Origin of the sequence: Metallibacterium scheffleri (genome assembly GCF_002077135.1) — a bacterium.
Lineage (GTDB): Bacteria > Pseudomonadota > Gammaproteobacteria > Xanthomonadales > Rhodanobacteraceae > Metallibacterium > Metallibacterium scheffleri.
In genome coordinates this window covers 277,871-291,347 of the sequence record NZ_LDOS01000005.1, presented here as the reverse complement: position 1 = coordinate 291,347, position 13,477 = coordinate 277,871, and the positions used below count along the sequence as shown (strand labels likewise).

Annotated in this window: 13 protein-coding genes; 6 read left to right on the top strand and 7 right to left on the bottom strand. The window is 61.5% G+C overall.

The features are described from left to right. The first annotated feature begins 10 nt into the window (after positions 1 to 10). On the top strand, positions 11 to 589 hold the full coding sequence (locus Mschef_RS18505) for an RNA-guided endonuclease InsQ/TnpB family protein (RefSeq protein WP_425486745.1): 579 nt from the start codon (positions 11 to 13) through the stop codon (positions 587 to 589). 8 nt (positions 590 to 597) lie between these two features. Here the strand turns inward: Mschef_RS18505 and Mschef_RS17870 are convergent, their stop codons facing one another. The 7 genes from Mschef_RS17870 to Mschef_RS16570 form a co-directional block, all read right to left on the bottom strand. Beyond that, complete coding sequence (locus Mschef_RS17870; RefSeq protein ID WP_168708864.1) at positions 598 to 1,146, bottom strand: hypothetical protein; 549 nt, start codon at positions 1,144 to 1,146, stop codon at positions 598 to 600. A 527-nt stretch (positions 1,147 to 1,673) separates the two neighbouring features. Further along, positions 1,674 to 2,543 (bottom strand): hypothetical protein, encoded by an 870-nt coding sequence (locus Mschef_RS17500; RefSeq protein WP_136256318.1) that lies wholly within the window; start codon positions 2,541 to 2,543, stop codon positions 1,674 to 1,676. After that, positions 2,543 to 2,854, bottom strand: coding sequence for a hypothetical protein (locus Mschef_RS17985; RefSeq protein WP_136256317.1), 312 nt, complete (start codon positions 2,852 to 2,854; stop codon positions 2,543 to 2,545). Before Mschef_RS17985 ends, Mschef_RS17500 begins: the two co-directional genes overlap by 1 nt. Before the next feature lie 176 nt (positions 2,855 to 3,030). Then, a complete protein-coding gene (locus tag Mschef_RS16585; protein ID WP_081130330.1) occupies positions 3,031 to 7,176 on the bottom strand; it encodes a DEAD/DEAH box helicase family protein in 4,146 nt (1,381 codons plus the stop codon). A gap of 495 nt (positions 7,177 to 7,671) precedes the next feature. Continuing rightward, positions 7,672 to 8,679, bottom strand: coding sequence for a hypothetical protein (locus Mschef_RS16580; RefSeq protein ID WP_136256316.1), 1,008 nt, complete (start codon positions 8,677 to 8,679; stop codon positions 7,672 to 7,674). Between the two features lie 5 nt (positions 8,680 to 8,684). Further along, a complete protein-coding gene (locus tag Mschef_RS16575) occupies positions 8,685 to 9,056 on the bottom strand; it encodes a hypothetical protein (RefSeq protein WP_081130328.1) in 372 nt (123 codons plus the stop codon). 352 nt (positions 9,057 to 9,408) lie between these two features. After that, positions 9,409 to 10,434 carry a DNA-binding protein gene (locus tag Mschef_RS16570; protein ID WP_339325997.1) on the bottom strand — a complete coding sequence of 342 codons (1,026 nt, stop codon included), beginning with the start codon at positions 10,432 to 10,434 and terminating at the stop codon, positions 9,409 to 9,411. 323 nt (positions 10,435 to 10,757) lie between these two features. Between Mschef_RS16570 and Mschef_RS16565 the strand changes: the two genes are divergently transcribed. From Mschef_RS16565 to Mschef_RS16545, 5 genes are all read left to right on the top strand, one after another. After that, positions 10,758 to 11,078: a type II toxin-antitoxin system RelE/ParE family toxin gene (locus Mschef_RS16565; RefSeq protein WP_242426579.1), complete on the top strand. Its 321-nt coding sequence runs from the start codon at positions 10,758 to 10,760 to the stop codon at positions 11,076 to 11,078. Positions 11,079 to 11,098: 20 nt separating this feature from the next. Beyond that, positions 11,099 to 12,214 carry a HigA family addiction module antitoxin gene (locus tag Mschef_RS16560; RefSeq protein WP_081130325.1) on the top strand — a complete coding sequence of 372 codons (1,116 nt, stop codon included), beginning with the start codon at positions 11,099 to 11,101 and terminating at the stop codon, positions 12,212 to 12,214. A gap of 11 nt (positions 12,215 to 12,225) precedes the next feature. Continuing rightward, positions 12,226 to 12,705 carry a hypothetical protein gene (locus Mschef_RS16555; RefSeq protein WP_081130324.1) on the top strand — a complete coding sequence of 160 codons (480 nt, stop codon included), beginning with the start codon at positions 12,226 to 12,228 and terminating at the stop codon, positions 12,703 to 12,705. Between the two features lie 73 nt (positions 12,706 to 12,778). Then, positions 12,779 to 13,021 carry a hypothetical protein gene (locus Mschef_RS16550; RefSeq protein WP_081130323.1) on the top strand — a complete coding sequence of 81 codons (243 nt, stop codon included), beginning with the start codon at positions 12,779 to 12,781 and terminating at the stop codon, positions 13,019 to 13,021. Positions 13,022 to 13,048: 27 nt separating this feature from the next. Next, entirely contained in the window at positions 13,049 to 13,282 is a 234-nt protein-coding gene (locus Mschef_RS16545) for a hypothetical protein (RefSeq protein WP_081130322.1), read from the top strand. Positions 13,283 to 13,477 lie beyond the last annotated feature (195 nt).

The window sequence follows — 13,477 nt, the reverse complement described above, 5'->3', positions numbered from 1 at the left end:
CATCGGCGCCGTGCGCCGCGAGGCGCTGCACCGCGCCACCACCACCATCGTGCGCAGCGCGCAGGTCATCGCCATCGAGGATCTGGCGGTGAAGGCCATGGCGCGCGGCATGGGGCGCCGCGGCTTCAGGCGCTCCGTGGCCAACGCCGCGCCCGGAGAACTCAGGCGCCAGATCGACTACGCCCCGAAGGAAGTCCCCTTGGGGGACAAGGCCCGCTGGGCCGGGCGCCAGCTCAGTGTGGTCGATCGCTGGTACCCATCGAGCAAGACCTGCTCGGTGTGCGGAGCGGTCAACAACGCGCTGCAGCTCCACCAGCGCCGCTGGACCTGTCCAGCCTGCGACATTGAGCACGACCGCGACGACAACGCGGCCATCAATATCGAGCGCGAAGGTCTGCGCTTGATCGCTTCAAATACCCCGATGAGCGGGGGAATCAACGCGCGGGGAGATCTCGGCGCGGTGGCGGAAGCGCAGGTCATCGCGCTGCCGCAGCACCGCCGGTCGCTGAACCGCGAACGTGTCGCCAGGCGCTGTGCGCCGAACCGCCCGAAGCGCCGGTCTGGAACCGACGGCAAGGGCGGGGCGTGAGACTCAGACTACTTGAATCCTCCTGTTACGGGCAACCAAAGCTGTGTTGGATCAAGTCCCACCAGCCATCGAGTCATCGCGCTGTAGGGAGCGGCGGCCGGCGAAAGCACGTCGTGCGGAATGCCCTCGGGCGGGTGCGCAACGATCCATGCATATCGCAACGCGGCCTGATCACGTACCCGGCGTGTCGCCCAGTGCGGGTGAGAGGCTGCGAGTGCTTTCTCCATCGCCATGCGGTACGCCCGCAGCGGATGCTCGGCGGGCAGTAGGGCTTCGGGGTCCATCCCTGCGGGGAAGCCCGGTGTCCGCGGCGGCTCGGCCTGCTCCGTTTCAAGTTCCTTGAGGGTCGGCCGGCGCGTCCCTTCCCACTCGGCGATTGCGGCATCAATCTCGGCGCACAGCCCATCAAGCCGTGGCTCCCCGGCGAAGCCGAGTGACTCCATGGCTTGCCGTGTTCCAAGCTGGCCGGCTTCAACACGATCGAGCAGCGCGGCACGCGCCGCTTCACAATCTGCGTCGGTGCTGATACCAGCCGCCTCGATGCGGCCCAGCAACACGCTCCCGGATTCGGTCAACGCGACAGGTAGACCATCAGCGTCGTACTCAAGGTGCAACAGAGGCGGCCGGCCGCCACGCGAGGCATGCGCATCATCATCAGCACCGCATAGCGTTTGCAGCAGTGGTGCCGTGGATGCTGGCGTTCCAACGCGGTGTTGCTCCATGCGCGCAAGCAGGGTCGCCATCGTGCACGCGCTCGCATTCACCGGCAGCATGTCGAGTACCACGCGGCCATCGCGCCCCGGCAGTGCACCGCACAGAGGCCACGTGCGGTGCGGCCAATCCTGGCGAGTCTGCCAGTAGCCCAACATCGTCGGGTCTGCCGCCAGCGTTGCGAATCCGAGCGCCGCACCATCGAGTTCGAGCACTGCGCGCTGATGGATAAGTCGCGGCGGGCGCATCATGCACGCTACCGTCATGTCCCAGATCAGTGCATAGACCTGTTGTCGGCGCGCAGGGATCTCGCCGAGCAAGGACTCGGGCGTGACGGACCAGTCCGTCGGTTGCAGCATCGGGTGGGCATCACTCACAGTGAAGCACCATCGGACCCAAATCGCGTCTCATGGATTATGTCTGACAGGCTATGCGCTGCCAGTGCGCCAACTGATCCATCCGAGAGCACCACCTCGACATCTTCAAGACATAGATGCGGGATGTAGACCTGCGATCCGCCGCCAGGAAGCACCATGCGCGGTCCCATGCGCGGGAGTCTTTGAAGTGAAACCTGACCAGTGATGGCTGGCGTGGTGTGTTTCAGCCGCACCATGATGTATCCGAAGTCGCCGTTCCATTCCTTCAGTACCGCCATCGATGCGCGCCATTCCGACTCGCTCGTATAGCTGTTGGGTGACCTTCGTTCAAAGTACAGCCCATCGCCAATCAGCCGATTGGTGATCACGCCATCATGGGTGGTCACGCCATCATGGAGGTTCTTGGCGTCGACCAACAGCCCGACCGTGCGATAGAGGATCGCGCCAACATCAAGCATGGTGCGGTCGATCATGCCATGAAAAGCCGGAAGAACACGCTGCTCGAGTTCGCCGGGCCGAAGGCGCAATTCCTCTTCAAAACGTTCCTCAGTGACACCTTCCGGGAGACGCGCATTCGGCGGGTATGATGCCTTGCCGTCCAATCCATCCGAAGCACCTGGATAGTCGGGCAAAGCATCGGCGCCACGCGCCAGCGCGAAAACAAGGAACTCGGGCGGTCGAGTCGCCGGCTGGAGCGCCAGCGTGTCGAATGCGGAGCGTGTTTCAGCATCAGCAGCGTCGTAGGCAAACCGATCTTCAGGGGCAAGGATTTGGCCAGGTGGAATCGTTCCTCGCGATCGAACATAGGCCCAGCTTCCCGGAAGAATCCGCCGACCACCGCTGCGCGAGTAGGTCGTGCCAGCCATTACAAGGACGCCCGGATGTCGCTGGCGATGGCATCGCGGATCCAGCGCTCTCCATCCGCGCCTTGTCGAGTCAACCAGAGGGCAACCGCAGCGAGCGCCAGCACCGTGTTGACCTCGCGATCCAGCATCGCCGCGGACCAGGCCATTGACCACGATAGATCGACCACGTTGGGTAGCTGCTCGATCGCCGTGCCCACAGCCAGCAGCCGGACGAAGGGGGCATCAGGGTACAGACGGTCCACCGGATGCTCGATCGGCATTGTCGGGTAAATCCGCGCTGCGATCATTTCGAGCGTCGCCGGCGCCGACACCTTGAATCCGTCTCGGAGCAAGGCGCGCGCCTCCTCGCTACAGGGTCCACGCAGCGTTGCCGCGAGGCGGTGACCCACAGCGCCACAGCGTGAACACAGACTGTTCATCGGCACATCGCGTAGCGCCCGCTCAGCCTCAGCGCGCGTGAATGGATACGCGAACATCGGTGCCGCCATCACCGCGCACCTTCTTGGTATAAGGCGTTGAGTTCATCCTGCGTTTCCCAGGGCGCGAGGCGCAATTCTTGCGCGGCAACCGACAGCACGCGCAATGTCGTGTTGGCTGGATATAGCGCCGGCACTTGGTTGACGGGCGTAAGCGCTCGCAGCGGCTGCTCGGCAAGATTCATCTGCTTGCTCTCACGAATCGCAGTCAATGCATCCGCTTCGGAAGCAAAACGGCGCGGTGGCGCCAACGAAGACGGCGCGCTGGCCAAAAAACCTTCGGTGATCCTCCCTGTTGCCTCATCTTTGTGGTGCGCCATGACGATCCATGCAGGATCGAGTTGCATCGCTCGCACCAACGCAAGAATGGCGCGACCGTGCGGACGCACGTAAGGCTCACCGGGCAGCTTGGCTCGATAGTCATCGATGTCCAGTCCGGACGCGCAGGCCCGAACCAAGGCTGCGCGGAGCATGGCCCCGTCAAATCGGTCACCTCGCGTCGCGAAAGCTTGGCGCAGCTCGTGGTGTTCTACGCTGTGGAAGCGCATGCGGCGAATGGACGGGGTACGGCCCCAGTGTTCAATGACCCAGCGCGCTGCTTGCCAGCCGATCAGCTCGCCGGCGAGATCATCGTCCGTGGCGACTACAATTTCGCGCGCATCGTCAAACGCGGCCATCGCAGTCGTCCACTCGCGCGACGGCTCGGCCCAGAGCATCTGGCCGGCTGCGTCAATCCCGCGAAACTCCTGAAGGCTTCCTTTGGTAGCGATGACCTTGGCATCGAATCCAAGGGCCGCCTGTACCGCGCGTGCCTTGCCTGGCGCCTCAATCACGACGATTGTGTTGGGGTAGAGCCGTTCGCCAGGCTTTGTCATCGCGGCACCGAGCTGACCGATCGGAGATCGTGGCGTGGTCTCCATCGCAGCACTCCAACTGCGTCGGTCACCAAACAGGATGAAGCTGTCCTTTGCGCGCGAGACCGCTACATTCATCAAGTGACCGCCGTCCCGGTCTGCAAAGAGCGATCTGTTCCCTTCCGCGGTGCTTTGCACCATGCTGAACGCGACGACAGGACATTCCGCGCCCTGCAAGGCATGCACCGTACCGATGGTCATACCGTCGGCGGCGTCTCCGAGCACATCCTTGAGGACGTGGCGCAGCAATTGGGCCTGGGCACCCAAGGGCGTGATCACAGCCACGATTTGAGAAGGATCTTTGCCGCCATAGGCGCGCTGCAATCCTGGCAAGGCCTCGCGCAACCATGACGCGATCTCGCGGGCTTCGTTTTCGTTCGTCCAGGATGATCCTGATTTGGCAGGCGCACCACGAACATCGACCCAAGCCAGTGGCGGGAGCGGCCCACGTGCAGAAACGTGGCGCTGTGCGTGGATCGCGCCGCCGTACAGAAGCGCGTTGCAGTAGCCGATGATCCATGGGTGGCAACGATAGTGGTACAGCAGGCTGACACCCGGCGTCGACCGCCCATCGGTGAACGATGCAGCACGCTGGGCAGCGCGCATCATTGAACCGCGACTCGCGCACAATGCATCCGGTAGCGCGCGCCACTCCAGCTCGGATCGCATAGCGAGGGCGAGGCTTTGCGGCTCTGAAATCTCGGAGACTGGTTGAAGCTGCTCGACATCGCCAACCAGCAGCGCATGCCGCACGCCGGCCAGATAGCCAAGAGCGGATTGCGGCAGGCATTGCCCGGTTTCATCCATCACCAGGATGTCGGCACTGCCTGCCCGCAGCAACGCTGGCAGTTTCAAGAGCGTGCTGACGAATACCACACCGAGCATCGCGAACACCTGCAGGTCGGAGCCATGGTCAACTGGCTCATCAGCGCGCAAGGCCAGCGCCCGGCTCAGCCACCGCCCCTCCCAATAGCGCGCGGACAGGTGGAACAAGGCAAACCGATAGGTGCCATCCTGGTACTCGTCGAATGCCTGCCAAAGTGCCGGGACGGCTCCGCCTCGGCCGTGCAGCACATGCCAGACGTACCTGCGGCCGGAGCCCGAGCGCAGTGTGATCGGGAGCATCTCAATGACACGGCTCAAATCATGGCGTAACGCCGCGCGTGCGGCCGCCTGTTTGCTGATCTGCAGAAGCCGTTGTTCAAGCGATGTCACCTGTGCCGCAAAACCGGCGCGATCCGCGATGATTGTAGCCAACAGTCGCTGACCTTCCTGTCGCGTCGATGGCATGGGAGTCCCATGCGCCGCCAAGGCCGTCATGGCGTGTCGTTCTGCTTGCTCATGCGCCGCAGTGCTGCGACGGAGCAACCACGCGCGTAACCGAGGCGCGAATCCAAGCGCCGAAAGACGGCCCGATGGATCGGATGCCAGCCAAGACTGGACCGCGCGCTCCGAGGTCTGAAAATGCGCGATGCGCGACTTGGCCGACGCAAGCTCAGCTTCACTGGATTGATGTTCGGCCGACATGCAGCGACGCGCCGTTGGCGGCCATGCACGAACGTGCTCGGCGATGACGCATAACCGCTCGACGATGCTTGAAAATCCACGCTGCTCCTGCCGCATGGACTCGACGCGTTTCTTGATCTGAGCATGCAGGTGCGTGACCGCGTGGTTGACGGACTCGATGTCGGTTCCCGAAAACAACGATCGCGCCGCGCAGACGTAGCCTTCAACCAGGGAATCGAGTTCGATCGCGGCCATGCGGGCGAATGGAGCGGCCGCACCCGATGCAGTGGCGTTCGATCCGGTAACCGTCAAGTGCATGAGCTGCGGATAGTTCGTGGCCGCCGTCTGCGATGGGCAGATCCATCCGTAACTCGGCAACCCGGGCAGCCAGCGCGACGTGATCGATTCGCCGAGGGTCGGATCTGCAACATCACCGAACGCATCAATGACGTTCGAGATCGCTTTGTTCGTCGCGCCGGTAGCGATAACCACGGGCGGGAAAGCGCGACCTTCGTAGGCTGCACTGACCCACCACGACGCGAGCACGGCGCGTAGAAAACTGGTTTTACCGGTGCCCGGCGGTCCGTTGACTGGCACGATGGCCGGCTCCGAAGCAGGCCCAAGCGCAGCGGCCGTGACCGCTGCAAGCCGTTGTGTCGGGTCCAGCGGGAACGACACCCGCGCACCACCGCCACCGCGCGTGTCCATGTGGCCAAGAAATTCACCACGCGGGGATGTCTCGAGGCAAACCCGCGCTGGTGCGGCGGGTGTGAGCACCTGTGCAATCAGCGGTGGAATGTGGCGCTGGCGCGCGAGGGCAGAGTAGATCTCGCCAACTGCGCTAATCTGAACTGCATCCATGTCAAATACATGGGCTTCAACTGCCAGACTGGAGCGACCAAACAGTGTTGGGGCCTCTTCGATGGTCTTGCCAAACGCGTCCACCCAACGGTGCTCGAATGTCTGGATGAATGCAGCCCATGACATCGTTTCATCCGTGCTCCACGATCCGAGCAACGCATCCCAAGCATCAACGTCGAAGTCAAAGCAAGGTTCTCGCTGATCGTCGAAAAACGCCTCATGATTCATCACCACAATGGGCGGTTTTGGTACTGCGATGGCATCACCAACGTCATCGACAAGGCAATCAATGCATGCCAAGACAATGCGCTTGCGCTTTGCGCTATTCGACAATGGGATCGACAGCAGCACGACAGGACGACGAGGGCGCGCGATCAGCAGTGGTCGAAAGTCGCCGTTGCGCAGTAACGCGAGGGTGATGCGAGAACCCCCTTTGAGGTCCGCGCTGGCGAGCCCGCGCAAGTTGGTCAGGCGCTCAACATTCGCCAGGTAGCGCAACAGGGCGGAATGCGTTGCGCTTGCCTGTGGCCCCATGCGAGACGCCACGGGCGGTTGGCTAAGCAGCCATGACAGCCATGCGTCGGCAAGGCTGACATCAACACCAGCCGCGAGGAGCTCTGAAGCGTTTCCTGGTGGAGTGATCGCAGACCACGCGGCGACCAACGTAGCGATCGCGTCAGGTAATCGCTGCTTTTGGAAAGCCGAAATTGGCTTCATACCACGAATGCGGCCGATGACTTCGGCAAGAAGACCATATCCGCGAACGACATCGTGAGGCTCTCCATGAATCTCTGGAAGTCCCAGATCCTTGATCGCTTTGGCCGTAATCGCACCGCTGCTGACTTTTCTGTGGGGAGATGTGCTTTCAGGTGCCATGAACTTCGCATCTACTCCAGAGCTTCCGCCACGTTTACTCTCGTTGCTAGACTGCTAAGATGTGGCCCTGCGGCGCGGTCCTCGAGGTGGCGGGAAGAGCGCGTGTGACGAAATTCATGGGCTTCGATGAGACTCGATTGCTGCCGAATCGGCCATGCCCGCATAACCGGAGTGCAGGCAGAAGCGCAGCGGCGTCTGGCCACGACGTGCCTTGGCATTTCGGTGGATGTGCGGATGAACATGGAAGAGCCCATCCCTATGCTTAATCGACGCCCAAATGGCGCGATGACCGATCTATTGGATGACACATGGCGACGCGGAGTCAACAGGCACGAGTCATAAATCGCGTATGCCACGGTAATTTTGCAGCGAGCGCTCTCGCGCCGCAGTCAGAGGAAGGATCTGACGTGGGTGCGGGGGTGCGTGGCAACATGCATTCCTACCGCGAACACCAAAAAAACCCGCCAAGCACAAGCGCCTGGCGGGTTAGTTTCTTCACGCGAACAGCGTACTGCGTGGCCGGATGAAACGAGCGGCAGGCCGAATCGAGCAGGCGTCGAGAACCAGCCCTGCACTCCGCGCCTCCCTGAGCGTGAAGCGCCTTCCGAGCCGCTCTGCGACGCTGTCGTATCGACTGCGCTTCCATGCTGGAAGCTCATCGCATTGAGCGGATACCTCGATCTCGAGGTCGCCCGATTCTGCTGAACGTTCACGCGCCTGTTCAAGAGCACGATCCAGCGCAGTGCCCAGCGCATTCAGCACCCGGTAGCCGTCACCATTGATCAAGTGAGCGTCATACACGATGGCGTTCACCAGCGACTCCATGATGGCGTAACGCCACCCATAGAACTGGCCGAGGCCATCCACGAAAGCCACGTAGTTCTCACCATCGACCCAGCATGCCGCCATGCCAGGAATTGGCGATGCCCCGCTTCTTGCCGTGGGGTTGAGGCGCGCATCGAAATCACCTAGCAGCGGATCTATCCCGGATCGCCAGGCAGGCAGCTTGGCCTCACCGCCGCTTCCCGTGGAAAGAATCGCTCTTAGGAGATCCGTATCGCGATACAAACGCAGATCGACGTCCTCGCCACGCTCGTAGGCATCTGCCTGTTCGGACATGCCACATGCACGTAGCCCTCGGCAAACCACAGCAGTCCGCTCGATCTCACGTCCAGGCTCGAATGCCTGATTCAGCCGTGCACGAATATGCAGAGGCTGATCCAGAAGCTCGCGAGCATCATCGAAGGCTTTCATCCAGAGCCCGAAGTACCCGTGTGGTGTGAAGTCCCCGCCGCGGCTGCGAAGCATGCCGCCACAGGTAACACCGCAAGCAATCACAACCCACCGCAGCACCTCGGCGAAGTTGCCGAACGCCACGATGCTCTCGTGCGCCGTGTGTGGGTGCACATTCGACTCGTAGGTCGACTCGAACAGTGCGTAGATGATTTCGCCGCGTGAATTGAAAGCACCCACGCGGCGCGAAACAGCGACCGTAGCTCCCATGGTCGTCACCGCTTCGCCAGCTTGGCCAGGGCGACCAAGCTGTCCAATTCGTCTACCGGCGCGCCGTTGTGCTCCCACTCGAGGAATGCTGCAACGAATGCATCCGCAGAACCATGGCGGTGGATCTCCTTGACCGATCCGTCGATGTCCGGCCATTCCTCAACATGGACAGCTTCGAATTCGAGCACGGTGCCGGCATCGCCATCCTCTTCGTACTCGTCCATCAGTAACGGCATGTCGGGTGTGTCATTCCACAGGTCAGCGCTGTTGAACAGATCTTCGGCGGCAGCGCGCGCCCGTTCTGCATCCTCTGCCTCGATGCCGACACGGACATGGTGGACATAGGGCAATTCATACGAAACCACGAACTTGCTCATGGTCACTCTCCTGAAAAGCCGGAATCGCTCCGGCTGGCGTATGGCGCGATTGCGCCGATACCGGTGAGCCAAGCAGGGGCTCGCGCGAGCACGCGCATTTGCACGCGCTCGCGCGAGGCCTCGAATGGAAAACCTGGTCAGGTATAGGCGCCGAGCAAGGCTCGAACGCTTCTTTGGCGTGAACTCAACCAAGGCACAGGCAGTGGTTGTGCAGAACTCACGTCGATCGTGGACGGATCACGGCCAGAAGGCATGTTGGCCCAGTGACCGGGAAGCTGCAATCTACGGCCAAATTTCATTTAATCCATTGTATTCAAAAACAATTTATGTGAAGCGCGCCTTCCGCGCTTGCCTATGATTTCATGGCCTTGCCGCGGCTATCCGCAGTCGTTGCGGGCGCCGGTTGGATCCTCACAAGCATCTCGTCCAGAACCTGGATGCGCGCGGTGAGGCCAATGGCGTTCGACTCCGCCTGGCGCCGATGCTCGCGTTCGCTCTCAAGGTCCCTCCGGACGGCCGCGAGTTCCGTGCGCAGCTGCTCGCCGGTCTGCAGCGCCTGTGCCCACTGGGCCTGCAAGGCGTGATGTTCCTGCGCCAAGGCCTTGTGCTCATCGAGTTGCAGAGCCAGCCGCCGCAAGTCGCTGTGGGCCTGCTGAAGCTCTTTCCCCTGTTGCCCCAGTTGTTCCGTCATCCGCGCGTTCTCGCGGTTGAGCTGCATCAGCTCGTGATTCTTGCTCGTCAGCGCTTCGTTGGCTTGCCGCAGCTCGACCTGTAACGCCTGGACCTGATGCTCGTGCCGGCGCTGTTCTTGGTCGCGCTGTTCCTTCACTGACGTGCGGTAGTGTTCCAGGGCTTCTCGGGCGTGCGTGTGTTTCTCCTCCAGCGATTCGATGTGGCGATCCCGCTCGTCGAGCCAGGCCGTCAAGCCGGCAATCCGTTCCTCCAGTTGGCTGATCAGCACCGAGTTCGCCTGCAGCGCTTGTTCGGCCTGGGCTCGCTGCTGGCTCTCCGCCTGGAGGGCCACCTCGGTGCGCTGCAACTGGGCGCTGAGCGCTGCCGCCTCCTGTTTCAGGCGCTCGAGCCCGGCGTCGCGTTCTTTGATCTGGGCATCAAAACGCTCTCGGGCCTCCGTGATCAGGGCCTCGGCCTCCTCGTGCAGCCGGCCGGCGAGCCGGCTGACCAAGTCCTGCAGCGCATCGCTGACGGCCACTTTGGCGCCCACGCCTTGCGCATCTTCGGTCTCCAGTTCCTTGAGGTAGCGATGGATCGTGCTCTTGGAGCCCGTGTTGCCCAGCGCCACCCGCACCGCGTCCACGGACGGGTGCTTTCCCTGAGCCAATAAGCTGTTACGAGCCTTCTCGATGTCGGTCTTGTACAAGCCACCGCGCGCCATGGCACGTCTCCGTGTTATTTCGTAATGTATTACATACCACGTAATTACATACTATTCAAGATGAAGGCGTGACCACGAGAAACGCTAAAACTCAGGCGGGATAATACTGGATTATCCCGCCTTAGCTAGTCTGGAGGCGAATTTGGCGCTGTCGGCAGTACGTAAACGGCGTTTCCGAGCGACGGCGGGTTGGCGCCCGTTCCAGACTGAGCCCGCGCCGCAGCCTAGGAATCGCTTGGCGTTGCTCATCTCGAACACGTATACGTCAGCTATTACACTTAGTCTCATAAGGTCATTGACGTGCGTAAATGAAGTCGCTAGTCTGTCTGACCATGGATGTGGATTTTGAAGACGCCTCGCTCAAGAGGCTTGAGGCAGACCCGGGATTCACGGCCGGCTACGAGGCTGCCATCGTCAAGGCGTTCCGAAAGCGGATGCAACTCATCCGTGCGTCAGTCGACGAGCGCGCTTTTTATGCCATGAAGTCCCTACATTATGAAAAGCTGAAAGGAGGCCGGGACGGTCAATGTTCGATGCGATTGAACGATCAATGGCGACTGCTCTTGCGTGTGCGGCAAGACGAGGACGGTAAAACGGTCGTGATCATTTCTATCATCGATTATCACTAACCTTTCCCGAGGATGACCCCATGAACACTGTTGCTGAAATCTTCCCACCGGGTGAGTTTCTCCGCGACGAACTGGAGGCTCGCGGCTGGTCGCAGACCGAGCTGGCAGAGATCATCGGCCGTCCGGTGCGGCTGATCAATGAGCTGATCGCCGGCAAGAAGGCGATTACGCCGGAAACGGCCATCCAGCTGGGCGACTCGCTGGGTACCGGCCCGGAGTTGTGGATGAATCTGGAAAGCCAGTATCAGCTGTCCAGGGTCCGCTCGACCGACGGCCTGATCGCTCGGCGCGCCAAGCTTTACGAGCGGTTTCCGGTACGCGAGATGATCAAGCGCGGCTGGATTGAAGCGACCAAAAGCATTGACGTGCTCGAACAGCAGTTCCTCACGTTTTTTGACGTGAAGAATTTGGACGATGACATCCCGTTCTGCCACGCCGCCAAAAAAACCGAGGCCCACGACCTGCCCAGCATGTTGCAGCTGGCTTGGCTGTGCCGGGCTCGCCACATTGCGTCTGAGCTGGTGATCGCCCCGTACACCGAAGTCGCGTTGCGGCAGGCCTTGCCGCGGCTATCGGCGCTCTTGTCGGCGCCCGAGGAAACACGTCATGTCGCTCGGGTGCTGGCCGAGTGCGGCGTACGCTTTGTGATTGTGGAGCCCATTCTGGGTTCCAAGATCGACGGCGCCTGCTTCTGGCTCACCGACCTGCAGCCCGTAGTGGCGATGTCGTTGCGACTGGATCGCATCGACAACTTCTGGTTCGTACTGCGTCATGAGCTGGAGCACGTGCTGCGCCGCCATGGTCGGGAACGCGGATACATCCTGGACCAAGACATGGAAGGCACGGCAACCGACCAGATCAATGACGAGGAAGTGGTGGCGAACGCCGAGGCGGCCGAGTTTTGCGTGGCGCAGGACGAGATGGCCGGGTTTGTGGCCCGCGTGGCACCGATTTTCGCCGGAGAACGGGTCGTGCTCTTTGCGCAGCGTCTCAACGTGCATCCCGGCCTGGTGGTTGGCCAATTGCAGCGGCGACTCGGCCGCTACGACCTGTTTCGCAAGTTCCAGGTCAAAGTGCGGCACGCGGTGACATCGTCGGCGCTGACCGATGGCTGGGGTATGGTTCATACGGTATAGAGGAGCGGAACATGTCTGGTTATACGAATGCCGTCAAAGAGTACGTCGAGCGCTACAAGGCCGAAGTCGGGTCCGATGCGTTGCTCGATCCGCACGCAGTCGCCGAATGGGCCTTCCGCAACGGTCTTCACAAGCCCAGCGTCAAGACCGTCATCGACGCGATCGCCACCGACATCGCCCAAGTCTTTCGCGAGGAATACCGAGTCGATCGCCTCGGGCGCCGCTATCGCGCCAAACATGCGGCGACCCAGAAACGCGGCACTCAGATGCTGTCGCTTTGGGCGGACCTCGACGATCCGAACGCGCCCCACACCCACTTCGTCAAATCGTTCGCGCAGCGCCGCCTTCAGATCGTTGGCGACTGCGTGCAACTGGCGACCGACGTCGACGTCTACAACGACAAGCGTTGCCCTACCGTGCCGATCCAGATCCCACTCGACTTTACGCTGGATGTGATGGAGTTGCAGCAGTTGCCACGTAAGGTCGCCTGACCTCGTAGCCCTCCGTCCCTGGCACCAGTGGAGGCTTGGGGCGATCTTTCCGATTCACTGGCGGAGACATGGCATGGCGAAGAACGAATCATCCGGATCCAAAGTGACCAAGACCGCCTCATCCGTGCTGCGCGATCCCGGCGCGAGCAAGATCGCGAAATCGCTAGCGGGTAGCACCCTATCCCAGGCGCACACGACCAAGCAGTCGTCGGCCACCACGGCGCGTACGGCAGCCAAAGCCTTGAACGATGGCCGTGCTAGCACCTCGACGAAATCGATGGCCGGCAGCGTGTTGACGCAAAAAGCCACGAAGTAAGCGCCGAAACGCGCAGGAGGGAGCAGCATGGCTCAGTACAAGTACGGCGACTATCTGCACCATTCCGACCACTCAGCGTATGACACTAGACATGCACCGGGATCTCCGGCAGGGAATGCAGGGATCTATCGCTGCGTCTCCTGTGGCGACGAGATCGGTATCGCCAAAGGCCATACCTTGCCGCCCCAAAACCATCATCAGCATGCGCCAGGGGTTGGCAAGATCGAGTCGCAGTTGCTGGTCTTTGCGCAGCAAAAGTAATAGGACGTCCCTGCCACTTGGCGGGCGGCGGCAAGGTCGCCCATCATCTGGCGGCCTACGGCGGCGAGTCCGCGCCGAATACTTTCCTACGGGGACGCTTCGCCTTGAGGCACTGACACCACGATAGCGGCTTGGTCGATTTCACTAGGAGCCGGTGGTGAGCGAGAGTCAATACGGGTGTTGACGTTGCAAATA